The following is a 26,516-nucleotide window of genomic DNA, read 5'->3' as shown; positions in this document are numbered from 1 at the left end:
TTGTCCCGGTTTCTCCGCTGGTGAACAGACGCTATGGATTGTTCCTGCTTGCTATTTGTTTATGTCCGAAAAACTTACCTGCTATCTGATTGATGACGAAGGGAGCGCCCACCATATCATGACCAAATACATTGAGCGGGTGCCGTATCTGAATTTGCTCGGCAAAAGCACGGACCCATTCGAAGGCCTTGATAAGGTGCAGGAACTCCGGCCTGATATTTTGTTTCTGGACGTTGAAATGCCCTATATGACGGGTGTTGAGTTTTTGCGGTCGCTGCCGCAACCGCATCCGGTGGTGGTTATGGTTACGGCTTCGCCCCAGTTTGCCGCCGAGACCTACGGCTTCGAGTCGGTAGTACACTACCTGCTCAAACCTGCCGGTTTCGATAAATTTCTGGAGGCTATCAACCGCGTGACCAAACGGCTGGGCTTTGTGGTAGACCCTAGCGCGCCCATACCTACACGCCCGCCCGCCAAACGGCAGTTGATGGAAAATACGGATCCCCGCGAAAACGTACCGTATTTCCTGATTAAGACTGATAAAAAGCTGGTTCGTGTGGCCCCTACCGATATTGTCTTTGCCGAGGGGATGAAAGATTATATCCGGCTACAGCTTACCGATCAGCTGCTCATCACCCATATGACCATGAGCCGGCTGGAGGAGATGCTGCCCCCTTCGCAGTTTCTGCGGGTGCACCGGTCATTTATTGTGCGCATGCAGGCCATCAAAGAAATCGACGGGAACCTGATTACCACCATTGACGGGCAAAAACGCGTACAGATTGGCGTGACCTACCGCGAATCCGTTATTGAGAAGCTGACAAAAAACAGATTGTAAGTGTATTGTACCTCAGGCTACCTGCTTTTGAACGGCCGTGATAACCAGTTCCTGTAGGTTCAGGTTGATGAGGTCCATCAGGCTGATGCCGTACAGAGCCGATACCTGCTGTAGCACGCTCAGGGTAAGTTCGGTACGGCCGGTTTCTTTTTTGCTGTAAGCGGCCTGACTCACACCCAGGTGAAAGGCAACATATTCCTGCGGATAGCCGTGAATTTCGCGGAGTTTGCGGAGTTTGAGTGCAATCGGATTCATGTCAGAGCTAGTTATCAGAGTTGGGTCGTTCGACGGATACAAAAGAAATTGACACCGGCGCTCCCTAAAACTTATTTCGACCAATGCTCTGTTTTTTTCGACCAATGTAGCAGAACCTATGATTAATAACTTTCCCCGGCGAGTTATCAGGGTCGGTACCCATGTGCTGTTGTGGCTAAGTTTGTACGCCTTTGAACGGTACTATTTCAGCCCAAGTCTGCTGAAAGCCAATGAAACCGTTGTGGCCTGGGCATCTTTATCGTCTTTTCTGCAAACGCTAGCCATTTATTACACTGTCGGTTACGTTGCTTATCCTAAATTCCTTTATCGGAAACGCTACGGCGTGTTTCTGCTGATTCTGGGCGTAATTTTTCTCCTGATCTATCAGACTAATCGCGTTCAGTTTACGTTTTTGGTGACCTTATCGGGCGGCCCTCCCTTTCGTTCCGATGCGTATGTTCCGAAGATAGCAGCGATGCTCACCGAGGCAGGCTGGTTCGGTTGCTTCACCAGCCTGCGCGTATTTTTCTGGAATTATGCCTACAGTTTTTTTGTGCCTACCATTATTCTGTTCATCAAAGCCGTGAGTGATGTCTTCAGGTATCAGCAGCGCCTGCGCATATCCGAACGTGAGCGATACGCGCTGGAGTTAAGTTTTCTGAAGTCTCAGGTTAACCCCCATTTTCTGTTCAACACCCTCAACAGCGTCTACGGGCGCGTTTTCGAGACCGACGAACAGGCCGCCGATCTGGTACTGCGCCTGTCGGAACTGATGCGGTACAACCTCTATGAGGCCGATGTGCCACGCATTAGCCTGGAAAAAGAACTGGCATATATCCAGAACTACCTCGATCTGGAACGCAACCGCCTGCTGGGCGAAGCGGTACAAATTGCGTATGAGCAGCAGGGCGATCCGGCATCGTACCAGATTGCGCCCCTGCTGCTGATCGCCTTTGTTGAAAATGCGTTTAAGCACGGCATCAAAGGAGCCGGTGGACCAGCTTTTGTGCAGGTAAGCGCGGCTATTCAGGCCAATAAACTTCGGTTTGTGGTCGAGAACAGCGTTCCACCCCAGCGCCGTTGGGCGGATCAGCCGGTGGACAGTAAGCGAAAGGGCGGGGTTGGCTTAACGAACGTAAAACGCAGGTTAGACGCTATGCACCCAAAGGCCTATGCTTTATCGGTCACTGCCGGTGAGCAAACCTACCGGGTTGAGCTAACCGTGACGCTGACCAACTGATTCGGCCAATACCTGATGACGAAATTGGTCGAAAAAAACAGCTCACTGGTCGAAATACAGGGTAGTATTTGTCTAAATTAGTTGAATTGCCTTTACCGCAGGGGCTATCTTTGATACCATCCAGCCAGGATAAAAGTCTATAGCAACATTCCATCCAAACGTATAATTTTAGTTAATCATGAAAAAGCAAGCCACTACTTCTGTTTCTCGTATCATGCTGAAAAAAGAGCGAATTGTTAGTCTGAAGACAAAACCAGCCAGACAACGTAACATTGGCGATTCAAGCAAAATTTGTGATTGGCTCACCTTACTATAAAACGTTGCGGACCTATCTTATTATAAACTATTCTAAAGCGAGCCAAAGTCAGCTTGTTCATTACCTCCAGCGAACCGGCTGGCTGAATCTGGGACAGGCCGGTTCGTTTTCGGGAGAGATGCTAACGTATCTGGCATCAGGTGATTGCGCGCCGGTATTCCTGCGTCTGCCCGACCCGGATACCGATTTACCCCAGTCATTTCTGGTCACGCTGCGGCAGCACCCGGGTGTTATTGTTACCTCACCCTATCCAGCACACCTATACCGCCATCTGGCCCTGCGACCATTCGATTTTCTGACCGAACCGTTTTCGTTTGAGCGTTTCGCCCAGAGTATGGAACGCTACGTGGAGCAGTTCGGATAGTTGCCTGCCACTACCCTTTCAGTAGCCCTCAGCCGGTCGGTTGGGGGCTTTTGTGTTTGGAACCTCCACGATTTAGTTAATCATTTTTAAGTTGGGAGATACTTTTTTTATACTATCAAAAACTTTTTGTTTGCACACTTTTTTGTGTTGGGTAGAAATTTTTGTATCATAGCTGCTTGGCCCGAAGTTTTGATAACTATTTTATCCACACTGCTTTAGGGTCAATATAGAGTCATTTCTAAAACTGCTTCACATGCTCAAGCCAAAGGGTTTCTTTGTGTTGCGTCAACCCACCTTTCCTGTTACTCATCTTGCCTATTTCTACAATCAGGTATTCAAAAAGTCGCTGGAAAGTCTCCTCCGGCAGCATTACCTACAGCCTGTTGCCCAGCAGGCTATATGGGTGGCCTCGCCCGCGCTCTACGAGCGGCTGCAGCAATGGCTGACCGGAAACACCGTCTCGGACCCGGATAAACTAATCGCTACGCTGCACAAGTATTTTGTCAGGATGTGTAGCCGACCAACCCCATATGGTCTTTTTGCCGGCTGTTCGGTCGGTACCTTAGGGGGGCAGACAAACCTCCGGGCGGGTACCACCCAGACCATGCGGACCCACACCCGCATTGATATGTATTACCTGCTGGCTATTCGAAGCTGGCTCCTCAACCAGCCGGCCATCCGGTTGCAACTGCGGCTGTTTCCCAACTCATCCATCTATTCGGTTGGCGCAGCCCTTCGATACGTTGAGCAGCAGGTCGAACCCGACGGAGGGCATTATTTTATCAGTGTTGTGGAGGCCAATCAGTACCTGACCACTACCCTGGATGCCGCCCGCGCAGGCGCTACCATTCATGATCTGGCTACCCTGCTGATGGATATGGGCGCCTATGCTGACGAAGCCGAAGAATTTGTTGAACAACTGATTGAAAGCCAACTGCTGGTTTTTGAGATTGAACCGACCGTAACGGGAACACACTACCTGAGCTGGCTGACCCACCACATCGCCGGCCTGCCGGGGGCGGAGCCGGCGGCCGACGTTCTCCGCCGGTTACAAACGCTGCTCGACCAGCCCGACCGCCTGGAGACCTACGCAGCCATTCGGGCGTGGTTTGCCGGGCAGGGCATACCGCTCACCAGCACCGATATCGTACAGGTCGACACGTACTTTGATAACCCCGACCTGCGGCTGGGCGACCGGCCTATGGAGCAGTTACAGCGTGACCTGAGCAAACTGATGGTGCTGAACCAGCCCAGCCACAGCCCAGACCTCGATGAGTTCAAACGACGATTTTATAACCGGTACGAAGACGAAGAAGTCCCTCTGGCTACGGCTATCGACGGTGAGTTTGGCGTAGGTTACGGTACCAACTCAACGCTGGGAGTAGGTTATGCCCCACTTATTGATGACCTGACGTTTGGCAGTACCGAAACGGTTCATACCACACGCTGGGACTGGTGGCAGCGGTTTGTGATGGATAAATACGCCGATGCCCTGCGTACCGGTCGCCAGGAAATTACCCTGACCGATGCCGACCTGCGCTATATTGAAAGCCGGCAAACGGGAGCGGTACCGCTGCCCAGTAGCTTTTACGTATTCGGTACGTTTGTGACCGGCTCGGCCAGTGCCCTCGAAGAAGGCGACTTTCTGTTCAAGCTGCTGGCCTGTAGGGGGCCATCGGCCCTGAATCTGATGGGCCGTTTTGGTGGGGGTAGTCCCGAACTGGCGCAGCAGATTCGGCAGGCCGCCCTGGCCGAAGAAGCCCATCATCCCGAGGTAATCTTTGCCGAAATTGTGCACCTGCCCGAAGACCGCGTGGGTAACATACTAACCCGCCCCACCATCCACACCTACGAAATTCCGTATATGGGGCGATCGTCGGTACCGACCGACTACCAGATTCCGCTGTCGGACCTGATGATTTCGGTCCGGAACGATACGATAATTCTACGCTCGAAACGGCTGAACCGCCGGGTTATTCCGCGCCTGACCACCGCCCATAACTTCACCAACGGACTACCCATCTACCGGTTTTTGTGCGATTTACAGGATCAGGATGCGCAACTGAACATAGCCTGGAACTGGGGCGTGTTGCACACGCAGCCGTATCTGCCCCGCGTACAGTATAAAAGCGTGATTCTGAGCCGGGCGACCTGGCAGTTGCAGAGCCGCGACCTCACCCCCGACAACCCCCTGCAACTGGTATCGCAGTTAACAGCCGCCGGCCTGCCCCAGCAGTTTCAGTTGGCTCAGGGCGATAACGAACTGTATATTTCGCTGCACATACCGGCCTCGCTCGAACTCCTGGCGGCTGAGGTAAAAAAACACCCTCAGATTCGGCTGGTCGAGTTTCTGAATACCCCCGACGGCTGCCCACTGGGCCAAAAAGGCGAACGCTTCACCCACGAGGTCATTATCCCGTTCACCAATCCACAGGCACCGGCCCTGCCGGGTCTGAGCCACATTGAGGGGAGATACCCCACCCGGCGGTTTTCGGTGGGCAGCGAGTGGTTTTATCTGAAATTATACACCGGCGAAAAGACCTCAGATGCCCTGCTGGTGCAAACTATTTTTCCGATGGTCCGGCAATTGCTGAAGTCGGGGGTTATCCAGGAGTTCTTTTTTGTCCGGTATAAAGACCCCGAGCCGCACCTGCGGCTGCGCTTCCGGGGTAATCCGCACGTAGAGTTTTACCAGTACATAGTGCGGGCCATGACCGAGGGGTTACACGAGGATATCGAAACGGGCGTGGTGCATCGGGTGCAGGTAGACACCTACCAGCGCGAACTGGAGCGCTATAGTACGGAACATATCGGTCTGTGCGAATCGCTGTTTCATGCCGACAGTCTGTCTACGCTGCTGTTTCTGGCCCAAACCGGAGACGCTTTCGACGAAAACCTGCGGGTAGCCTTTGCCATCCGAAAAATTGATACCCTGCTGGCCGCAGCCGGCCTGTCGACCCACGACAGGCTGCGCGTGATGAAACAATTGAAAGAACAATTTTTTGATGAGTTCGGGGGCGAACCGGCCTTGCGTCATCAACTCAACGACAAATACCGAACCTACCGTGTGCTGCTGGCACAAGCCCTGACCGACGAGTTTATGGCGGGGTCGGAGCTGCAACCGTATTTTCAGGAACAGGCCGGTCTGCTGCATCAACTGACCACGGCGCACGCGGCTATGCCCCGGCAGCATTACGCCATACTTACCAGCCTGATTCATATGCTGGTAAACCGGCTGTTTCCGTCGAAGCAGCGGGCCTACGAACTGGTTCTGTACCACTGCCTGGCCCGGCATTATGAGTCGGTACGCGCCCGCCAGAAAGCGTAAGCCCAACCATGATTTATCCTGACTTGAGTGTAACCAGCCTGATTGAAGACCTGAAAAAGCCGCCAAACCCCGTGTTTGGCGGCTTTTTCAGGTCTTATAACGCAGGGGAATAAAGTATGCCGAAAAGGAGTAAACTATAACGAACGGTTATTGAAATCGGGCGTATAACCGACCAACTTTGAATCACTAAATCAATCAAAAAGACAATTTACAATGAATCCTTAAACAAGTACGATTATGAAAAAGCGCATCCAGTCTGAGTTCTCTTTTGAGGTGTGGATCAACAACGACAATAACTCGATGGCCGACGAAATAGGCTCATTCGACGACAACTGGATCGTCTCGGCCGGTGACCTGTTCAACGGTATGGAACTGCCGGCAGACGAGCCGTTGCCGCAGCAGGAGGAAGCCGCCTGAGGTAAGCCTGCGCTTATAACCTGAGGGAATAAAGTATAACCTGAGGTTATTGATATAGCTGGCAGCCACAACTAGTTTTACGGCATAAATAGCGCCGAAAGCCACGATAGCTAGATATAAGGTATACAAACGCGTGCTCATAGTACCTATAGTAGTAGATAGCCGGAGCGTAGCACCATAGCTGCCCCGGAAAAAAATCCATAGTAATATATATTATAGTAGCGTAAGAAGACAGGAGTGCTCCCCCGTGCCTATAGCGGGGGAGCTGCCTCAACAGTAAGGCTGGACCTGTAGCGAACGTGCTGTTTTGTCAGTTTTTTTGTCAGTTTTCTCATTGAATACGTGAGCATTTTTGCTTTGCAAAAACCATTTAAACAGACAAAAATCATGGAACTACAAAACGATCGGAAAGACAAGAAAACGGTTATCGCCAACCAGGAAGATGCTGCAATTGTTGCGACCAGCCTCCCTACCGAGTCCGTAGAGGATGTGGAACTAAACGAAGATCAGTTGGATATTATATCGGGCGGGGGTGATGGCTCTAATCCATTTGTGAGGGGATGATGAAACCGTGGATGTGCATATGGCTGACGCTGTGTCTGATGAATGGATTAGCCGTAAAGCTGTATGCACAAACCACCGTAACACAGAAAGTAACGATAGCCGAAAACAGAGACGAGACGCTTAACAGGAAAGTAGCCGATAGTCTCTTTAATGTGGCTACTCACTACCAGGATACGCAGGTTTATCCGCAATCTTTGGTGTTGTACGAAAAAAGCTTAAAACTCTACCAGCAAATTGGTGACGGGAAGAAAGTAGGGGATTGCTTTAACTACATGGCAATTACCTACTTTTACCTCGGAGATTTTTCAAAAGCGGTAGCTTCTTTTCAGAAAGGAGCTGAAACGTTTAAAAAAATACAGGACAAAAAAGGACTGGCTTCAACGCTGAATAATATTGGTAATGTATATAACAGCCAGGGAAGTTATCTTAACGCATTGGCTCATTATAAGCAGGCGGCTGCTCTTTTTGAGGAAATAGGAGATACCGGAAATCTGGCTGTGGCAATCCATAATATTGGGTCTATATATGCCAGAGCAAAAGATTACAGCAATGCGATGAAGTACTACGACAAAGCGTATGCTGTATATCAAAAAGAAAAAAACCAGGAGCGAACCGCTCAATTGGTAAATGCAATTGGCGATGTTTATTTAAAGCAGGGTAAGTACAATAAAGCATTCTTAAGTTTCAGAAAATCATTACAGATTGCCGATAAAAAGCAGGACAAGCAACTGCAAATAATGGCGTTATCCAGCCTCGGGGATTTATATTTTGAGCAGTCAGCATACACCCAGGCGCTACCGTACTATACGCGCTGTCTGGCTTATGCAAATGAGATAGGCAGCCTGCAGAGCCAGGCAGAATCACAAATTGCTATTGGCAGGATACGGCATCAACTGGCGAATCATAAAGATGCAGTAACCAAATGCCGGAATGGCTTACAATTAGCCGGAAAGGTGGGTTCTGTCTCGTTAAAAAAACGGGGTTGCGATTGCCTGTATCAATCGTATAAAGCCTTAGGCAATCCCCGGCAGGCGTTGCAATATTACGAGCAGGCCAACACGCTCGACGACAGCCTGAACCTGGCAGCAACGGCCAATCAGGTGATGAGCATGGAGTTTCAGAAGCAACAACTGGTCGACAGCATTGCCTATGTCAGGAAAGCGCACACCGTTGAACTGAAGCATAAAGAAGAGGTGCAGCAAAAAGAAAAGCAGCGAAATCTGATTATTATATCGCTGGGCTTTATTCTGCTGGTGGCGACCGGCCTGGGGTGGCAACTCAACTACGTCAGGAGATCAAGGGCCGCCCTGAAAGTCGAAAAAGATCGGTCAGAAGCCTTGTTGCTGAATATTCTGCCGGAAGAAATTGCGGAAGAACTGAAAGAAAAGGGCCACGTAAATGCCAGAGAGTACAACCTGGTCTCGATTCTGTTTACTGATTTCAAGTCGTTTACGCAGACCGCCGAACAAATGACGCCCCAGCAACTGGTCGAAGAGATTCATACCTGTTTCAAGGCCTTTGACCTGATTGCCGAGAAGTACCAGGTTGAAAAGATCAAAACAATCGGGGATGCCTATATGGCGGCCGGCGGCATTCCGCATGCAGATGATCGTTCGCTAACGAACATTGTGCTGGCCGGCCTGGAGATGCAGGCGTTTATGACACAGAGGGTCGGCGAGAACCAGCGTGTAGGGCGCCCCGCCTTTGAGATGCGCCTGGGTATCCACGCCGGACCAATAGTGGCCGGAATTGTAGGGGTCAAAAAGTTTCAGTACGACGTATGGGGGGATACGGTAAATACCGCCAGCCGGATTGAAAGTAGTGGGATACCAGGAAAAGTAAATATCAGTGAAACCTTATACGAATTTATAAAGCACGAAAATGGCTTTTTGTTCGAGTACAGAGGGCAGGTTCATGCGAAAGGTAAAGGAGAGATAGGAATGTATTTTGTTGAAAAGGTTGTGTAACCCGGTTGGTCACTAATTTAAAGCTATTTTAATCAGATTGCACTATGTTTCTGGATAAAAATTATTCAAAAATGACACTTGACGAGTTAGTATCGGCCCAGCAAAAATTGAACTCACAAAAGTTTATACCCGCTTTGCTAATCGGCTTTTTTGTAGGGGTCGCCATCTGGTCGGCTGTAAGTAAAGGGAGTTTCTTTCTTACAGTAGGGTTACTGGCTTCTGCGCTTGTAATTGGTAGTAACTATAGCAAGAAACAAAAAAGCATAGAAGAAGAAATTAGACACCGAAATAGTGTTAAGTGATGGTATAACTGTTTATCGATCTACGCTCATTCGTCAATTTTAGCAGATATAATGGCAGGCATATAGAAAAATAGGAATTCAACTTTGTATCATAAGATTAGAGATATGGAACAGCGAAAACAGGAAATAATAGAAGCCGTTATCTCCAAAGCCTGGGAAGATAACATCTACAGGAAGGAGCTGATAGCCGACCCAATAAAAGCAATTGAAAAACTTACGGGCGTTAAGGTAGAGCTGCCGGAGGGCAAAACGCTAGTGATTACCGACCAGACTGATAAATCCAAAATATACGTAAACATACCTGCCGAGCCTGAGATTGAAAATATGGAACTGACCGAAGAGCAGCTCGAAGCGGTAGCCGGTGGCGGGCAGCGTATCTGGAGCGATTTTGTAAATAATCTATTCCCCAATTTAAAAGATTGCATTACCCTTTAATTAAATAATAAACCAAACAAATCAAACTATGGAGTTCACACAAGAACAAAAGCTGTACGGAGAGATCGTACAGAAAGCCTGGGAAGATCACCAGTTTAAAGCAGAGCTGGTTGCTAACCCCTTAGCCGCTATTGAAAAGCTGACCGGTCAAAAGCTCAGCCTGCCCGAGGGTAAAACCCTGGTGGTACGCGATCAGACGGATGAGGGCACCGTGTACATCAATATTCCGGCACGGCACAGCATGGAAGATGTAGAGCTGAACGAAGATCAGCTTGAAGCCGTAGCGGGGGGAATCGATGGCCCGGATGGATGTATTCCTTATCCTGATATTTTCAAACCAAAAACACCATGGCCAGGTGATATTATTTTAACTACGTTTTAAGTGATTTATAGTGGTCGTATTGAACTTTACAGTCATATAAAAAAGTAAATAACATGGAGTTCACACAAGAACAAAAGCTATATGGTCAGGTTGTAAATGAAGCCTGGGAAAATGCTGAGTTTAAAGCAGAGCTGGTTACCAATCCAGTAGCCGCCATTGAAAAGCTGACCGGCCAAAAACTAAACCTGCCTGAAGGTAAGACGCTGGTAGTACGCGACCAAACCGAGGCAGGTACCGTGTACATCAATATTCCGGCGAAACCCAACACGGAGGATGTAGAGCTAAATGAAGAGCAACTCGAAGCCGTAGCCGGAGGGACTACTATTTGGCCGATCTTTACTTTACCTATTCTTACAACATTACCTACTTACCCAATTCCAACTGTTGAATATTGATTAAAATTATTTTTTACTAATTAATAACCATTTATATTTTAAAAACTAAAAAGCAATGGAAGTTACACAAGAACAGAAAATGTATGCACAAGTTGTGCAAAAAGCTTGGGAAGATGCTGAGTTTAAAGCACACCTGATGGCAAATCCTATTGATGCAATAGAACAACTTACTGGTTATACATTAAATTTATCAGAAGGACAAAAATTTGTTGTAGCGGATCAAACCGATAAATCTACTATCTACTTAAATATTCCCCAGAAGATAGATGCCGAAAACTTAGAATTGACGGATGAGCAATTAGAAATGGTTGCTGGTGGAACTGATGTTCTTTTCTGGGGTGGTGTAACATTAGGTGCTGCGTTTGCAGCTGCGGTTATTGCAGGATCACAATCAAAATAAATGAATTTTAAAGCTTTACAATTATGATAACTCAAGAACAACAAAAAGAAGGTGCAGAATTGTTGAAAACTCTTGCGCATAAAGCATGGGAAAGCTCGACCTTTAAAGAGCAGTTAATAAAAAATCCGATCACTACTATTGAATCAGTCACTGGACAGAAGGTTCAATCAGGTGTTAATATTATAGTAGACGACCAAACAGATACTTCAAAAATATATTTGAACATCCCAAGACGAGTCGAAATTTCTGAGTTAGAATTGTCAGACGAACAATTAGAAATGGTTGCAGGCGGTACAGATCTAATTGGTGGTATAATTGTTGGTGTAGTAGTAGTCGCAGGTGGTTATTTTTTAGGTAAGGCCTTATAATAGTTATTGGTCAGAAGATATATTTTGTAAAATTATTATTAACTAATTTATTTGGTTAATAATAATTTTACAAAATTATTAAGTTCTGTTGTTCCAATATCAATTTTTAGCTTATTATAGTATTAAATATTTCTAATCAGTACTAAAAAGTAATAGCACTATGAAAGTGGAATTCACAAAAGACAATTTTAGCCAAATGACAACAGAAGATTTAATGAAAAAGAAGAAATCTGTGTCTTTCGTTACCGGTTTATTAGCGGGAGCTTTAATTGCACTGTTTATAATTACTATATTTCAGACAGTTAATAAAGGTTTTACGTCTTTACTTTTTCTGCCAATTGTATCTTTACCCATTTTGTTCATGGTCTATGGCCAGGTCAGATCTATAAATAAAGAATTAGAAAGCAGAAAATCAGATTTATAATTTTTGAGCAACTCGTTTGATTGGTTTATATTAGCCTAAATATCTGATAATATTTATTGTTAATTTTAATTTTTAGCAAATGGAAACATATATTGAAATTCAAGAAGAATTAAATAATTTTTCCGATTTAATTCATCCAATAAGTATAGAAGATTTTAAGGCTAATTATTGGGAAAGAAAAGTGTTGCATGTTTCAAGAAACAATTCTGATTTTTTTTCTTCGCTATTGTCAATTAAAGACCTGGATAAGGTCTTAGAATATAGTCGTCCACAAGGTATGAGCTTAAAGGTTGTGAAAAGTAATCAGCCGATGAACCCAACTGTTTACGAAAATCAGGATGGAAGCTTAAACTTAAACCAACTTTATACTGCTTACGCTGATGGGTATTCTATTATTGTGAATGGAATTCATCGTTTTTGGGGGCCTCTCAAAAGTCTTATAGAAAATATTCGTCAACAAATAAGTCATAATGCTGGTGCAAACCTTTATTTAACACCAGAAAACGAGAAGGCATTCTCTCCTCATTATGATTCGCATGATGTTTTTGCCATACAAATCTCAGGTGAAAAGCATTGGATATTGTATAACGATACTCATTTCAAGACCCCTCTTTTGAATAGTTACCAACCTACTTTTCAGAGAGAGCAACTTACCGGTGCAAGAGAAATTACCCTGCGTGCAGGAGATATTTTGTATATGCCACGGGGTGTTCCTCATGAGGCATACACAACTGACAGATCCTCTATACACATTACTATAGGTATACAATCTACACAATGGATTGATTTTATTACGAAATCATTGTTAAATCTAAGCCAAAAGCATATAGAATTGCGTAGAGCACTTCCTGTTGGCTTCTTGAATTCTGATGATGAAAACCTATTATCCGCTGACGCAGAATTAGACTTTATTAATATTTTACAACAGGTCTTTAGCAAGGATAATATCGCTGGGGCTTTGAACATTTTAGAAGAAGAGTTTAGGACAAAAGAGCAACCAAGACCAGATGGCCACTTTTCAAGTTTAGATAAATTGAATCATATTGATTTATATTCGCAGCTTTCGAAACGAGAAGGTTTGGTCTCAAAAGTTACGAATAGTGCTACTGGAGCTAGGATTTTATTCCAGGGGAATACCATAAAAGGCCCTTCACAAATTGTGGGTACCTTAGCATTTATTTCTGAACAGAAGGGTGTATTCTCGGTTAAAGATATTCCATTTTTGAATGACGAGAATAAATTAAAATTAGCAAAAAGGCTTGTCAGAGGTGGATTGCTTAAAGTTGTGGATTAATTACGTACTTATCCGGATAAGGTATAATTAAGCAGAAACACGATGAATCAGGCCCCGTATAAAATCAAAGAACAGTTAAAGGCAATTCCGTTTGTGGAAATTGTTTTACCCTATACAGAATTCTTTATAAGTAAAGCTGATTTAAAACTGTTGCCCTGGATTCAGGATAAATTAGAATGCAAATTACTGGAAGAGCTAAGTTATACAGCAGAGGTTACTTTATACGCAGAATTAAATAAATTTATTGCGAGTGGTGAAACTGATTTTGAGCAGTTTGTAGAGAGAATGGTTTTATCATTAGCAACAAATTATCCTGTTTTAGATAAGAAGCTTAGAGTAAAGTCTCGTAATTTCTCTAATCATATTCATAATATTATTACGCGTTTTCAGAAGGATGTCAAAAGTATAGAATCAACATTCAACTTAAAAAGCATTGAGATTGTAGATATTGATTTATGTATTGGAGATATGCACAATGGTGAAGGTACTTCCTCCGTGAGTTTGTCAGATGGAACGAAGCTGATCTATAAGCCGAGGAATGTAGGAATAACGCATTCGTATAATTCTTTTATTAATTGGGTTAACTGCAAGGTAAAGGCAGATTTGAAGACATTTAACGTGTTGGATTGTGGTGGTTATGGCTGGATAGAATTTGTAAATTACGAACCGGTTAGCTCTGAAGATGATTTAAGAGAATACTACTATAAAGCAGGAGTTTTATTAGCCGTTACTTTACTTTTAGGTAGTAAAGATTGTCATCATGAGAATTTAATTGCATCTGGTAAAAATCCTGTCATAATTGATCATGAAACTATCATTCAACCAGTTTTTAATGATAAATCTTTTCGTTCATGGAATAGTCAATTTAACATACCGGATTTTTCGGTGTTAGAAAGCGTTTTGATTGTGAATCAAGATACAGGGGCACCATTAAATAATGTTGGGTATGGTGTGTTGGGGCACGTTGACGTTACAGATCTTGATCGAGTGGTTATAAACCCTAATACCCTATATTCTAAAATAAGTACTCGCGTTACTACGAGGAAAATTGGAAGAAAAAATATTCCTGTGTTTAAGGGTAAATATCATTTTGTGAATGATTATAAGGAGAATTTTATTGATGGTTTTTCTGTAGCGTATGATGTGTTTTTAAGTTCGAAAGTAGAATTGAAGTCTGGAAATTCTCCACTAAAGTTTTTTATAAGCAATGAAATGCGTTATGTCTGGCGGCCTACCTTTATTTATTTTAAAATCTTAAAGTATTTGAGGTTGGGATCTTTTATGGCAAATTATCAAGTATATCAATCTACGTTGTACGATTTATTGTCAAAGGCTTTTAAAGGAGAAAATAGAGAAGATTATAAGTTTATACTTGACTATGAAGTAAAACAAATGCTAAATGGCGATATACCTATTTTTAATCTGAAGAGTGAAGATGATTTTCTAGTAGATAATAAGTTGATCAAGATATTCGAGTACAATTGTATTCAAAATATTTTTCATCGAATAGATCTCCTTTCGGACGCTCATAAAGAAGAGCAAATACGGTTTATAAGAAAATGGGTTAATATTTAGTCCTAACTGTTGTTGATTTAAATTTTTACAATATCTTTAATATTAAGAAAATGATAAAGTATTCTAAAATTTATCAGTGGGTCTTATTATTTCCATTGCTTTTCTTTGGTACATATTTTTATAATTTAGGCCAAAATGCGTTGACTAAATTCTATTTTTTCCTATTTATTTTGTTGTTTATTAGATTAATCATTCTGTTCTTCTTAAAAAGGAGAAAATTTAATGGTAAGTGAGCGAACCTAGTCATCCAGGCCTGGTGCAGACTTTAGTTATTCCTACTATAAATAAAAGAATTCCAACCTACAATGCGTATCTTTTATGCTGAACCACTGGCTGAGCTTACAATTGACGAACTTTGTAAGAAGGAGAATTTTCTCAGTACGGCTAAGAACGTAAAGATCGCTGTTATGATAGACGGGATTAACTCACGATTGGATTCAGTTAGTAATTAGTAAAATACATTCTACTAGTATGAAAAAAAATAGCATCAAAGAGAAAAGCACCGAAGAGTTGCTCAAATTGCAAAAAACAGCCTTAGTCGCAACATTTGCCTTTGCGGGGATACTTACTGTACTTTTTGTGATGATTGTTTATCTGACGGCTCAGGATAAGTTTACGCCCCTGGTGGTTGTTCCTTTTGGGTTGCTACCCATCCTCGCCTTAAACATCGTCAGTCTGAAGAAAATCAGACAGGAGCTCAACGCCCGGAAAACCGCCCTCTGATACGCCGGGGCTACTCTCGTCTCCTCTGCGGCCTGCCACATAGCTGGGTTCTGCCTCCGCTCCATGCAGGTCTGCCTGATCGCGTGTTACTCGGCAGTTGTATGTGCTATTGCATCTACCTGCCCGCATTTGTTTGTGCTGCCTTTCTGTCTGCTTCTGCTGGTACGGCTCTCCGTTTTTTTCTTTATCCTCAAACTATTCGCTATAGAAAGATGCATACAGGTAAACAAAGTGTTATCGACTGGAATGCCCCCAACGCGCTCGAACAGCTTGCTCAGCGCATAAAAAACCCGCTGGAGAACATTATGCAGGTGAGCCAAAACAGTGGCACTTATGATAACTATAAGCTCGAAAGCATTCTGTTCTCCAGCAGTAAAGAAATAAGCGATATTGTAGAGGAGATCATCCAGAAAGCCCGAACCAATGCCTTGAGCCTGACTCACCATAACCACCCGGATATTTTTGGTATCTATGCGTCGAACGAGTATGTTAGAAAGCTGTGTGCCAGGGAGATTCTCCCCCACAAAGTGGCTAAAGTTGATCAGGACTGGCTTGTGAACCTGGAAAAAGAAGTGTACGGCAATATCCGGCAGGATTATCTCCATCTTGGTGAGCTGTCTTATAAAATGGCGGTCAGCGAACGGCAGTTGCATCGCAAAATTCTGAATCTGGTTTACCTCACCCCCAACAAATACGTCCGGATTCTGCGTCTGCACCGAGCCAAACAACTGATTGATACTTATTTGCAGCAGTCGGTAGCGCAAATTGCCCATGCTGTCGGCTATACCGATGTGCACTATTTCTCCCGGCTTTTTGCGGAGCAGTACAGCATTTCGCCCCGGAAGCTACTCTGCTCTTTACGGTAGTCCGGGCCTACCTGGCCGGGCCTGTCACGCTATACCTGTCCGGAATGACGGCTTTTTTGGCAAACTTATCGGTGCCGGCCCTGATACGTTTGTGTAAACTATAAAAACATATATTAAAAATTATTCATACTTATGAAACGTGTATTATACTTTTTAGGTCATCTGAACGATAGAGATGTGGAGTGGTTGCTCCAGAACGGCACCAAATTAACGCTCGAAACCGGCGACCGGCTGATTAATAAAGGCCAGGCTGTGGATAGTTTATACATTGTTTTATCGGGCCAACTGGCCGTTTGCGCCAATAACAATTTTAACGAGTGTATCGCCAAACTCGAAGCCGGCGAGGTGGTGGGCGAAATGTCTTTTCTGGAGTCGACTCCCCCTGCGGTTTCGGTGATCGTTACGGCCCCTTCGGTGATTTACCAGATCTCCCGCGAAAAGATTAATCTGCGGCTCCTGACCAATTCTGAATTCCGGGCCAATTTTTACTACGCCCTCGCCCTGTTTCTGTCGAATCGCCTGCGCAAGACCACGGGCCAGCTTGGCTTTGGCAACCCCGAAGACGAAGATCTGGTAGACGCCAACGTGCTCGACGGGGTGGCTCAGGCCGGCTCCCGCTTCGTAAAAATTCTGAACCGGTTCTCGGAGGTCTAACCAGCGCAACTCGACCGGCTATGAGACACTGTTTATCTGCCCTGCTGGTAGGCCTGACGGTTTTGACCAGCGACGTATACGCCCAGGTGAAGGGAAACCTGATCGAAATCGCCCGGAAGGCCTTCGATAAAAATCCGACTCTGCTGCGGAGCGGTTACATGATCCGGAGCGCCGAGGCTGACCTGCAAATCCAGCGGAGCGTGTTCGACCTGAACTCGTTTTCCGAATTATCGTTTCGCAACAACCAGTACACCCTGCCGGGAGCCGATCCCCGAACAGCCTACGTGGAGAACAGCATTCTGCGCAACAACGTACTCGGTCTGTCGGCCGGCCTGCGCAAGCGGCTTCGGACCGGGCAGCTAACTGAGTTCAGCCTGAATTACGGCTTTGCCAACAACAATTACCCGCTCAACAGCTTTAATCAGCCCATAAATCTGTACCTCGGTACTAACACCAGCGGGTTTACTTTTTCGCTGACCCAGCCCCTGCTCAGAGGGAGAGCACGGCCCATTGCCACGGCGCTGGAGCGGGCCAATTACCTCTACCTGCTGAACGCCAAAAGCGGTAACGAGTTTACGACCTCGTACGAAATCTGGCAGATCGGGCAGGCTTACTGGAATTATTACACGGCCTATAAGAATCTGGAGATTTACAAACAGAGCGAAGACCGGATCCGGAACGTACTGGCCGTGACCGAAGAGCTGGTAAAGGGCGATAAAAAACCGGCCGGCGATTTAACCCAGATCCGGTCGGACCTGGCCAACCAGGAGAAACTCACCATTATGGCCGGCCAGGAGTTGTATGCTGCCCGCATTCAGTTGGGCAAAGCGATTGGTCTGAGCACCGAAGAGAGTCTGGAGATCGATGTGCCCGAAAACGCCTTCCCGACCATTGCCGAATCGGCGTTTACGTCAGGGCTGGATAAAGCTGATTTTATCCGGATGGCCCGCGAGCGCCGGGCCGATCTGATGGCCGCCCGGCACGGCCACGAAGCCCTGCAGCAGCAGTTTTTGCTGGCCCGCAACAACACAAAACCCCAACTGGATCTGACTGGCTTTGTGGGGTACGGCAGCGCCAGTACCGGTAACCGCCTGGGCGACGTAATGGCTTCTTTCGCCAATAACGAAAGCCGGAGTATCGGCACCGGGGCCCGGCTGACGTTCACGTTTCCGGTTAATAACAATTGGGCCAAAGGGAACCTCACCAAAAGCTACATGGCCCTGAATGACCAGAATGTGGTGGTCGGCAACATTCAGCGGCTTATCGAACTGGACGTTAGCAACGACCTGAACTACCTCGAAAACAGCGTGGCTAATCTCCAGAAGGCCGGAGAGGTTCTCAACTATAACCAGGTGGTATTTCGGGATGAGCAGGTCAAGTTTCAGGCGGGCCTAACCACCCTCCTGAGCCTGATTCTGTTTCAGGAGCGGTTGATGACCTCGCAGCTCCGGTATTTGCAGGCTTACCGCCAGTTTGCCCAGGCCATACTGAACCTCCGGCACGATACCGGAACGCTGATCGTCCCGGATAGTAAAGGCTTTGTCATCGACAGAAACGCATTTTATACCATTCCTGATACATCTAACCATTAACCGATACCGTCATGGCAGCAGGTTTTTTTAGGCCGGCAGCATTGGAAAAGCTGTCGACTCCCGAAAAGCTCGATCAATTGATTAAAGTAACCAGCCCCAAAGCCTGGATAACTCTTTCGGTGGTTTTTGCCGCCCTCGCTACGGGCATTGCCTGGGCGGTTTTAGGGCGGGTGAGCACCAAACTGAACGTAACCGGGGTGGTGCTGGGGGGCGAAGTCCACGAGGTAGTGGCCACTTCGCACGGCCAGCTCACAAAGCTCCAGGTTAAAATTGGCGACAAGGTAGAGACCGGAGCCGTAATTGCCACGGTGCAGCAGCCGGAGCTGGTTCAGCAGATTGAAAACGCCAGAGCCACTTTATCGGAGCGGAAATACGAACTGACCAGGCTGATTTCGTACGGCAACAAAGGCACCCTGCTGGAAGGCGAGCTGATGAGCCAGAACCGGGTAAGCATTCTGGGTGAAATCGAGGCCGAGAAAAAGAAGCTGGCTTTTCTCACCAACCAGCTCGAATCGGAGGTTAGTCTGCTCGAAAAAGGGCTGATTGTGAAGGCGCAGGTCGCCAACACCAAGCAGCAGATCGATGCGTCCAGAAATACGATAGAGCGCCTGAAAGTGCAACTGGCCGAGGTCTCTAACCGCCAGCACGATGCGGGCTACTCGCTGCAACAGCGCATTGCGGCTCAGAAACAGCAGATTGCCGAAGCCGAACGAAACCTCCAGTTTCTGACCGAGCGCTACGATACCCAGTCGAACATTAAAAGCCCCTACAGTGGTGAGGTGGTTGAGGTGCTGACCGATGCAGGCGTAGTGGTTGGACCCGGAACGCCCCTTTTCAAACTGAAAAACCAGAAAGAAGGGCAACTGACCAGCCTGAAAGGGGTCCTGTATATCCCCTCACAGGACGGCAAAAAGATCAAGCGCGATATGGAGGCTTTTGTGGTGCCCTCGACCGTGCAGCCGCAGGAGTACGGTTTTATTAAAGGGCGGGTTACCTATATTTCTGATTTCCCGATTACTCAGCAGGGGATGCTGACCTCGGTCAAAAACGACCAACTGGCCAAAGGGTTGCTGGCCATGGGGCCTCTTTTTGAGGTCCATGTTGCCTTTGAGAAAGACGCCCAATCGCACAGCGGCTTCCGGTGGACATCGGCCAAAGGTCCCGATATCGACATCAAGGAAGGTACCTCCTGTATGGGTCAGATCACGATCAAACAGGAGAATCCGATTTCAATCGTGATCCCCGCCTTTAAGAAATTCTTCGATTTATACTGATACTCACTGGCAAGATGGCGACCAAAACAACCTTTCCTATTGGGAAACAAGCCCGGCCTGTTAAAGTGCCCACCGTCTTACAGATGGAGAGTGTAGAATGCGGGGCAGCCGCTTTGAGCATTATTTTAGGCCATTTCGGAAAATTTGTGCCCTTAGAAAAGCTGCGCATTGCCTGTGGTGTGTCCCGGGATGGCCTTAAAGCGACCAATATTATCAAAGCGGCCCGCCAGTTTGGGCTGGAGGCCAAAGGCTACGCCAAGTCGGTTGAGAAGCTGATGCAGATCGAAACGCCGGCTATTATCTTCTGGAACTTTAACCATTTTCTGGTGTTGGAGGGCTTTGCCAAAGACAAAGTTTACCTGAGCGACCCCGCCCAGGGCCGCTACGCCGTTACCTACGAGGAGTTCGACGAAGCCTATACCGGCGTGGTGCTTACCTTTAAACCGAACGAACACTTCGAAAAAGGCAACGAAAAACAGGGCCTGGCGGCTTCGCTGGCCTCCCGCATTGCCAACTCCAAACTCAGTATTACCTATATTCTGCTGGCAAGCCTTTTTCTGGTCATTCCGGGCCTGGTGATTCCGTCGTTCATCAAAGTGTTTATCGACAAATACCTCGTCAACGGTCATGCCGACTTTGTGATGCCCCTGCTGCTGATTATGGGGGCGGTGCTGACCCTAAACGCTGTGCTGGTGTATCTGCAGCAGTATTATCTGCTGAAACTGGAAACCAAGCTGGCCCTTACTACCTCCAGCAAATTTCTCTGGCACGTCTTTCATCTGCCTATCTCGTTTTTTACGCAGCGCTACAGCGGGGAGATCGGCAACCGGGTTTCGCTCAACGATAAGGTGGCCAAACTGCTCAGTGGCGATCTGGCCAATGCGGTCCTGAACGTGATCATCGTCTTGTTCTACGCGGGTCTGATGTTTTCGTACGATGTTACGCTGACCCTGATCGGTATCTGCATGGCAGGGCTGAACGTGGTGGCGCTCCGGTTTGTATCCAGAGCCCGCAAAGATGGCAGCCGGCTGCTGGGCAACGAAACCGGTAAGCTGCTGGGTACTACTACCTCGGGTATCAGCATGATCGAAACGCTGAAAGCCTCGGGCCGCGAAAACGATTTCTTTACCAACTGGATCGGCTACCTGGCCAAGGTAATGAATGCGCAGCAGCAACTGGGCTGGCTCACCATCCGACTCAACATTCTGCCGCCCCTGATTACCTCGCTTACCACCACGCTGATTCTGGGGCTGGGTGCCCTCCGGATTATGGATGGCGAAATGACCCTCGGCGCGCTGGTATCGTTCACCTACCTGATGGGCAATTTTATCAACCCGGTTAACCAGCTGATTTCGGTCGGGACAATGCTGCACGAAACCGAAAGCGATATGGGGCGGATCGACGATGTGATGAACTACGAGACAGACGAGCAGTTTCGGACGGTGGCTTTGCAGGCCGATGCGCAGCCGACGGGGGTCTATACTAAGCTGACGGGCTACTTCGAACTGAGAGACGTAACCTTCGGGTACAACACCACCATGCCCCCGCTCATCGAAAACTTCAGCCTGAAGGTAAAGCCCGGCAGCCGGGTGGCGCTGGTGGGCGGCTCGGGCAGCGGCAAATCCACTGTGGCCAAAATTGCTTCCGGCCTGTACCCGATCTGGAGTGGCGAGGTCTTGTTCGACGGTAAGCCGAAGAGCGAAATTCCCCGGCATATCATCACCAGCTCGCTGGCGGTTATCGATCAGGAGGTGCTGGTGTTCAACGGCACGATCAAAGAGAATATCAGCTTCTGGGATGCTACCATTCCCGACAAACACATCATTCAGTCGGCCCGCGATGCCGCCATTCACGACATTATCTCGGTGCGGAAAGACGGCTACGACAGCGCCGTAATGGAGGGTGGGGCCAATTTCAGTGGCGGGCAGCGGCAGCGGCTCGAAATAGCGCGGGCCCTGGCCAACAACCCCTCTCTCCTGATCATGGACGAAGCCACCAGCGCATTGGACCCTACGGCCGAAAAAATGGTGATGGATAACATCAAAAAACGGGGCTGTACCTGCCTGATTGTAGCGCACCGGCTTAGCACCATCATCGACTGCGATGAAATTATTGTGATGGAATACGGCAAGGTGGCAGAGCGGGGTACCCACCAGGAACTGATGAAGAAAAACGGCGTGTACGCCCGCCTGATCGAAACCAAATAACCGGTATGTCTATGTCAGCTAGTAAAGAAAAACTCCATATCTGTGCCGAAAATCCGCTGGTGCTGGAGAGCACAGACCGGTTCTGGCTGGTGCTCTCCGGGGAGGTGAACGTTTTCTATACCCGAATTGATAAACAGGGAAACTATACCAATCGGTTAACGTTTCTGTACACGGCCCAAAAAGGGGAGGTGCTGTTTAGCCTGCTGGCCCCGGCCGTTACCGAAGCTACGCGGCTTATTGCTTTCTCGGGCGAGGCTACCCTGCTGGCTATCGATAAAGCCGACCTGCTTAATGTGGATCATTTCTTTTTAAAGAACATGATCGACAAATGGATCGCAAAGACTTCATCGGTAGTCGGTACGGCCAATGCGCCGAGGGTGTATAAACCCCTCGACGATTACCAGGAAGTTGCCCTGGAGGCCAATACCTTTGCGTTTCCGTCGACGGGTATCAACTGGATACAACTGCTGCGGGGCGAGGTTAGTCTGTTTGCCCAAAGCACCGTGGTGAGCCATGCGCAGTACCCCGATTTTCTGGCACCGGTATCCAACAAACTGTGGCTGAAATCGCTGGCCGATAACACGGCCGTGCGCGTGCTGAGTACCCGCGAAATGCTGTTGCAGGAGGAGGTATATTTTCTGCTGGCCCTGCGCAAACTGGAAGCGTATTTCTATGCCCAGCTTAATCTGATTATAGACACGCAGCAGTCGGAAGAAATCGCGCATTTGTCGGAAAAGCGCGTGACCGACCAGTTGGCGCTGGAGACGACCCTGACTAAAATAAAGGCGGTGGTGGCGGGTAACGGCAGCGGGCAGGGGCCCGGGGTAAACGGCAAGCGCAACCAGCAGAACCTGCTTTTCCGGACGTGTCAACTCATTGGTGATCAGATTGGCTTTACGCTGGAAGATCCCAAATACGTTGAGTCGCACCAGAACAATGTTACCAACCAGCTCCACCTGATTGCTAAAAGCTCGAAACTGCGCATCCGCAAAATCATTCTGCGCGATACCTGGTGGAAAGAAGAATGCGGGCCCCTGCTGGCTTTTACCAAAAAAGACAAAACGCCCGTTGCGCTCCTGCAGAAAACGTCCAGCAGTTACCTGTTCAAAAACGTGTCGACGGGCGAGGAGGGCGTGGTTAATCAGGAGATTGCCATGTCGCTGGAGCCGATCAGCTATATGTTCTTTCCGGGTTTCGACGGCAAAATGACGTCCGTAAAGAAGGTACTTTCGTTTGCGCTCAAAGGGGTCGAGTTCGATGTTAAATGGCTGATGCTGTCGGCGCTGGCGGGTAGTCTGCTTGGTTTGCTGGTGCCGGTGCTGTCGGGTATCATGTACGACGAAGTGGTGCCTACGGCCGACCGCTCCCTGCACCTGGAGGTATTTGGTATTCTGGTGATGATTGCCCTGGTAAAGGCGGGCTTGCAGTTGGTAGAGGGTGCGCTGCGGCTCCGGGTCGAGTCGAAGTCGAGTATCAATTTACAGGCCGGCATGATGGATCATATGCTGCGGTTACCGGTGACATTTTACAAGAAATACACGGCCGGCGATCTGACCAACCGGGTGCTGAGTATCAACACTATCCGGCAGATTGTATCCAGCACGCTGATGACCGCCGTTTTGAGCGGTGCTTTCTCGTCGGTTAACCTGGTGCTGCTGTTCTATTACGACACCAAACTGGCCTGGGTAGGCGTGGGGCTGGGCCTCATTGCGGCTGCGTTTATGGTGGGTATCGGCTGGCTCAAGCTGAAATACGACCGGCAGGTAGCTACTTACCAGGGCACAATCCAGGGTTTTCTGTTCGAGTTTCTGTCCGGGATTGCCAAAATCCGGATAACCGGTGGCGAACGGCGCGTGTTTGCGCTATGGGCCGATAAGTTTTCGACCCTCAAGAAACTGGGCTTCAACTCGGGCACCTACCAGAATTTTGTGGAAGTGTTCAATGCCTCGTATCCGCTGCTGACCAGTATTTTCTTTTTCTCGTTTCTGTACTACACCGTTCAGAATGCCGATGCGGTCACGGGTATGCTCTCGGTCGGGGTGTTTATGGCGTTCATTACTTCGTTCAACCAGTTTCTGAACGACAGCCTGCGGTTGAGTATGGCCCTGATTACCTCGCTGAACGTAGTTACCCTCTACGAACGGGTAAAGCCCATTCTGGAAGAAGAGACCGAGTCGGTAGAGCAAAGCGTTGACCCCGGCGAACTGGCGGGCGAAATCGAAATGAACTCGGTGTCTTTCCGCTACCGGGACGATCAGCCGCTGGTACTGAATAACGTCACGTTCAAGATCAAACCCGGTGAGATGGTCGCTTTTGTGGGCGCGTCGGGTTCGGGTAAGTCAACCATTATGCGGTTGCTGCTGGGCTTCGAACAGGCCGAAGCGGGCTCTGTTTACTACGATGGTAACTCGTTTGAGCTGATGAACAAGGAACTGGTTCGCCGACAGATCGGGGTTGTGCTGCAAAACGGGGCCCTAATGTCGGGCAGTATTTTCCAGAACATCATTGGTAACTCGGAGCTGACCCTCGACGATGCCTGGGAGGCTGCGCGCATGGCGGGAATGGAGGAAGACATCAAGCACATGCCCATGGAAATGCATACCGTGGTGAGCGAAGGGGCCGGTACGTTCTCGGGTGGGCAGCGGCAACGGCTCATGATTGCCCGCGCCATTGTGCATAAACCCAGACTACTGTTTATGGACGAAGCCACCAGCGCGCTCGACAACCGGACGCAGAGCCTGGTATCACAAAGTCTGGATAAGCTTCAGGCCACCCGGATTATCATTGCCCACCGGCTGAGTACGATCAGAAATGCCGATCGAATTTATGTGCTGGACAAGGGCACCATTGTCGAATGCGGCACGTATGCCGAGCTGATGGAGAAAGACTCGCTGTTTGCCCAGCTCGCTAAGCGCCAGATTGCCTGACGGCCACGCTCATACCTACGCTCCCTAAACACAGCGGTAAGCGCAGGTGTCTCTGCCCGAATCCCGAACCCCTCCCCGGTTTGGGATTCCCTTTTTTTCGTCGTTTTCTCCCCCTCAAATCCTAATCCCAAATTCCGTCCAGCCGTCGGCGTTGGTTTTGAGCGAGAAAGTGAAACCGTGGTTGAGCAGAATTTCGCGGGTGAGTGTGAGACCAATACCCTGGCCGTCGGGTTTGCTGCTGAAGAAAGGATCGAACAGCTTCATTTCCAGCTCGGGGCTGATGGGCTGGCCGTTATCGCGGATGATAAGCTGCCGGTCGTTTGTGATTACTTCTACCGTATTGCCGGGGATACAGGCTTCGATGGCGTTCTTCAGCACGTTGACCAGTACCTGCTCCATCTGCTCCACATCAATGGCTTTCTCAATAGGGTAAGCTGCCATTGAATACCGGACGGTAAGTCCTCGGGCTTCGGCCTGCGGTTGCATCAGCCGGGTTACGTTGCGGGTCAGTTCGTTCAGGTCGGCCAAACTGCGCTGGGGGAGGGGCAGGCGTACTACGTCGGCAAACCGGCGCATGAAGTGGTTGAGTCGGTGATTGCGCTCCATGGCAATGTGTAGGGCATCTTTTAACTCGACATAATCACTATCCCGGAGGTACGTTTGCGTAACGTCGAGGATGGAGTTTATCGCCCCTATGGAGTTGTTGACCTCGTGGGCCATCATCCGGATTACTTTGCTGTACGCTTTTTTCTCGGTTTCCAGAATCTCGCTGGTCAGCTCTTCGAGCATCAGAAACGAGCGCCGGAAGCCCCGGTCGATAAAATGCGATTTGAACACCCGGTAGGTTTCAATACCGCTGATTTTTACCGTCTGGGGTGCGTCGGTATCCAGGTCGGTGAGTTGTTCCAGCAGCGGGTGGTTTACCTCTGCCAGGGTCCGGCCCTGGAGTTGCGCCGGCCGGCGCTGAAGCAGGTCGACCGCTTTCGAATTGACCAGGGCGATGCGGTCGTCAAAATCCTGAATCAGAATGGCAATGGGGGAGGCTTCAATAAGCTTTTCCAGAAAAAACTGCTGCTCCATCTGTTTGGTGCGCTCGGTACGCAACTGGTCAATCATTAGGTTGTATACATCGATCAGTTCATCGACTTCGCTGTTGCCCGTAGGCACAAACTTGATTGTAAAATCCTTGTCTTTGATGGCTTCAATGCCCGACGAAATGAACTCGGAGGGTTGTCCGAACGCCCGGTATATACGTATGGCGACCAGGATGGAGATCAGGACAAACACTTCCGAAACAATAAACAGGACTTTGTTTTCGCCAAGCCACCGGAAGATCAGGTAGATGAGCGCCAGGTGAATGAAGGTAATAAACAGGGCGTACTGGATCCGGAGCGGTAGTTTCATGAGTT

General features: G+C 48.2%; 25 protein-coding genes. 23 read left to right on the top strand and 2 right to left on the bottom strand.

The window, feature by feature from the left end; translation table 11 throughout:
* Nucleotides 1–61: 61 nt before the first annotated feature.
* Nucleotides 62–838, top strand: coding sequence for a LytR/AlgR family response regulator transcription factor (locus tag ABD931_RS22770; RefSeq protein ID WP_345270298.1), 777 nt, complete (start codon nt 62–64; stop codon nt 836–838).
* Between the two features lie 12 nt (nt 839–850).
* Here ABD931_RS22770 and ABD931_RS22765 read toward each other — a convergent pair whose 3' ends face one another.
* On the bottom strand, nt 851–1,093 hold the full coding sequence (locus ABD931_RS22765; protein WP_345241978.1) for a helix-turn-helix domain-containing protein: 243 nt from the start codon (nt 1,091–1,093) through the stop codon (nt 851–853).
* A 118-nt stretch (nt 1,094–1,211) separates the two neighbouring features.
* On the opposite strand from ABD931_RS22765, the gene ABD931_RS22760 reads away from it, so the two are divergent.
* The 22 genes from ABD931_RS22760 to ABD931_RS22655 all read left to right on the top strand — a co-directional run bounded on the left by ABD931_RS22760 (nt 1,212) and on the right by ABD931_RS22655 (nt 25,107).
* Nucleotides 1,212–2,333: a sensor histidine kinase gene (locus tag ABD931_RS22760; protein ID WP_345270297.1), complete on the top strand. Its 1,122-nt coding sequence runs from the start codon at nt 1,212–1,214 to the stop codon at nt 2,331–2,333.
* A gap of 272 nt (nt 2,334–2,605) precedes the next feature.
* Nucleotides 2,606–3,013, top strand: a complete 408-nt coding sequence (locus ABD931_RS22755) for a response regulator (protein WP_345270296.1) — start codon at nt 2,606–2,608, stop codon at nt 3,011–3,013.
* A gap of 253 nt (nt 3,014–3,266) precedes the next feature.
* Entirely contained in the window at nt 3,267–6,341 is a 3,075-nt protein-coding gene (locus ABD931_RS22750; RefSeq protein ID WP_345270294.1) for a lantibiotic dehydratase, read from the top strand.
* A 237-nt stretch (nt 6,342–6,578) separates the two neighbouring features.
* Entirely contained in the window at nt 6,579–6,758 is a 180-nt protein-coding gene (locus tag ABD931_RS22745; RefSeq protein ID WP_345270293.1) for a hypothetical protein, read from the top strand.
* 387 nt (nt 6,759–7,145) lie between these two features.
* The gene (locus ABD931_RS22740; protein ID WP_345270292.1) at nt 7,146–7,322 is read left to right on the top strand and encodes a hypothetical protein; all 177 of its coding nucleotides are present in this window, start codon (nt 7,146–7,148) and stop codon (nt 7,320–7,322) included.
* Nucleotides 7,319–9,289 carry an adenylate/guanylate cyclase domain-containing protein gene (locus ABD931_RS22735; RefSeq protein ID WP_345270291.1) on the top strand — a complete coding sequence of 657 codons (1,971 nt, stop codon included), beginning with the start codon at nt 7,319–7,321 and terminating at the stop codon, nt 9,287–9,289. Before ABD931_RS22740 ends, ABD931_RS22735 begins: the two co-directional genes overlap by 4 nt.
* A 44-nt stretch (nt 9,290–9,333) precedes the next feature.
* On the top strand, nt 9,334–9,591 hold the full coding sequence (locus ABD931_RS22730) for a hypothetical protein (RefSeq protein ID WP_345270290.1): 258 nt from the start codon (nt 9,334–9,336) through the stop codon (nt 9,589–9,591).
* A 105-nt stretch (nt 9,592–9,696) separates the two neighbouring features.
* On the top strand, nt 9,697–10,026 hold the full coding sequence (locus ABD931_RS22725) for an NHLP leader peptide family RiPP precursor (protein WP_345270289.1): 330 nt from the start codon (nt 9,697–9,699) through the stop codon (nt 10,024–10,026).
* Between the two features lie 28 nt (nt 10,027–10,054).
* Nucleotides 10,055–10,408, top strand: a complete 354-nt coding sequence (locus ABD931_RS22720) for an NHLP leader peptide family RiPP precursor (RefSeq protein WP_345270288.1) — start codon at nt 10,055–10,057, stop codon at nt 10,406–10,408.
* 53 nt (nt 10,409–10,461) lie between these two features.
* A complete protein-coding gene (locus ABD931_RS22715) occupies nt 10,462–10,803 on the top strand; it encodes an NHLP leader peptide family RiPP precursor (protein ID WP_345270286.1) in 342 nt (113 codons plus the stop codon).
* A gap of 55 nt (nt 10,804–10,858) precedes the next feature.
* Nucleotides 10,859–11,203, top strand: coding sequence for an NHLP leader peptide family RiPP precursor (locus tag ABD931_RS22710; RefSeq protein ID WP_345270285.1), 345 nt, complete (start codon nt 10,859–10,861; stop codon nt 11,201–11,203).
* A 23-nt stretch (nt 11,204–11,226) separates the two neighbouring features.
* Nucleotides 11,227–11,571 carry an NHLP leader peptide family RiPP precursor gene (locus ABD931_RS22705; RefSeq protein WP_345270284.1) on the top strand — a complete coding sequence of 115 codons (345 nt, stop codon included), beginning with the start codon at nt 11,227–11,229 and terminating at the stop codon, nt 11,569–11,571.
* Between the two features lie 160 nt (nt 11,572–11,731).
* Nucleotides 11,732–11,995: a redox-active disulfide protein 2 gene (locus ABD931_RS22700; protein ID WP_345270283.1), complete on the top strand. Its 264-nt coding sequence runs from the start codon at nt 11,732–11,734 to the stop codon at nt 11,993–11,995.
* 79 nt (nt 11,996–12,074) lie between these two features.
* Nucleotides 12,075–13,289, top strand: coding sequence for a cupin domain-containing protein (locus tag ABD931_RS22695; RefSeq protein WP_345270281.1), 1,215 nt, complete (start codon nt 12,075–12,077; stop codon nt 13,287–13,289).
* 42 nt (nt 13,290–13,331) lie between these two features.
* Entirely contained in the window at nt 13,332–14,864 is a 1,533-nt protein-coding gene (locus tag ABD931_RS22690; RefSeq protein ID WP_345270280.1) for a type 2 lanthipeptide synthetase LanM, read from the top strand.
* Between the two features lie 471 nt (nt 14,865–15,335).
* Nucleotides 15,336–15,587 carry a redox-active disulfide protein 2 gene (locus ABD931_RS22685; protein ID WP_345270279.1) on the top strand — a complete coding sequence of 84 codons (252 nt, stop codon included), beginning with the start codon at nt 15,336–15,338 and terminating at the stop codon, nt 15,585–15,587.
* Between the two features lie 212 nt (nt 15,588–15,799).
* Nucleotides 15,800–16,453, top strand: a complete 654-nt coding sequence (locus ABD931_RS22680; RefSeq protein ID WP_345270278.1) for a helix-turn-helix transcriptional regulator — start codon at nt 15,800–15,802, stop codon at nt 16,451–16,453.
* 132 nt (nt 16,454–16,585) lie between these two features.
* A complete protein-coding gene (locus ABD931_RS22675) occupies nt 16,586–17,107 on the top strand; it encodes a cyclic nucleotide-binding domain-containing protein (RefSeq protein ID WP_345270276.1) in 522 nt (173 codons plus the stop codon).
* 20 nt (nt 17,108–17,127) lie between these two features.
* Complete coding sequence (locus ABD931_RS22670) at nt 17,128–18,699, top strand: TolC family protein (protein ID WP_345270275.1); 1,572 nt, start codon at nt 17,128–17,130, stop codon at nt 18,697–18,699.
* An 11-nt stretch (nt 18,700–18,710) separates the two neighbouring features.
* Nucleotides 18,711–19,973, top strand: a complete 1,263-nt coding sequence (locus ABD931_RS22665) for an NHLP bacteriocin system secretion protein (protein WP_345270274.1) — start codon at nt 18,711–18,713, stop codon at nt 19,971–19,973.
* A gap of 14 nt (nt 19,974–19,987) precedes the next feature.
* On the top strand, nt 19,988–22,180 hold the full coding sequence (locus ABD931_RS22660) for an NHLP family bacteriocin export ABC transporter peptidase/permease/ATPase subunit (RefSeq protein WP_345270273.1): 2,193 nt from the start codon (nt 19,988–19,990) through the stop codon (nt 22,178–22,180).
* A gap of 11 nt (nt 22,181–22,191) precedes the next feature.
* Nucleotides 22,192–25,107 carry an NHLP bacteriocin export ABC transporter permease/ATPase subunit gene (locus tag ABD931_RS22655; protein WP_345270272.1) on the top strand — a complete coding sequence of 972 codons (2,916 nt, stop codon included), beginning with the start codon at nt 22,192–22,194 and terminating at the stop codon, nt 25,105–25,107.
* 114 nt (nt 25,108–25,221) lie between these two features.
* Here ABD931_RS22655 and ABD931_RS22650 read toward each other — a convergent pair whose 3' ends face one another.
* Nucleotides 25,222–26,511 (bottom strand): sensor histidine kinase, encoded by a 1,290-nt coding sequence (locus tag ABD931_RS22650; RefSeq protein WP_345270271.1) that lies wholly within the window; start codon nt 26,509–26,511, stop codon nt 25,222–25,224.
* Nucleotides 26,512–26,516: the final 5 nt, after the last annotated feature.

This window comes from Nibrella viscosa (genome assembly GCF_039541875.1).
GTDB lineage: Bacteria > Bacteroidota > Bacteroidia > Cytophagales > Spirosomataceae > Nibrella > Nibrella viscosa.
This window is presented reverse-complemented; position numbering and strand designations above follow the sequence as displayed.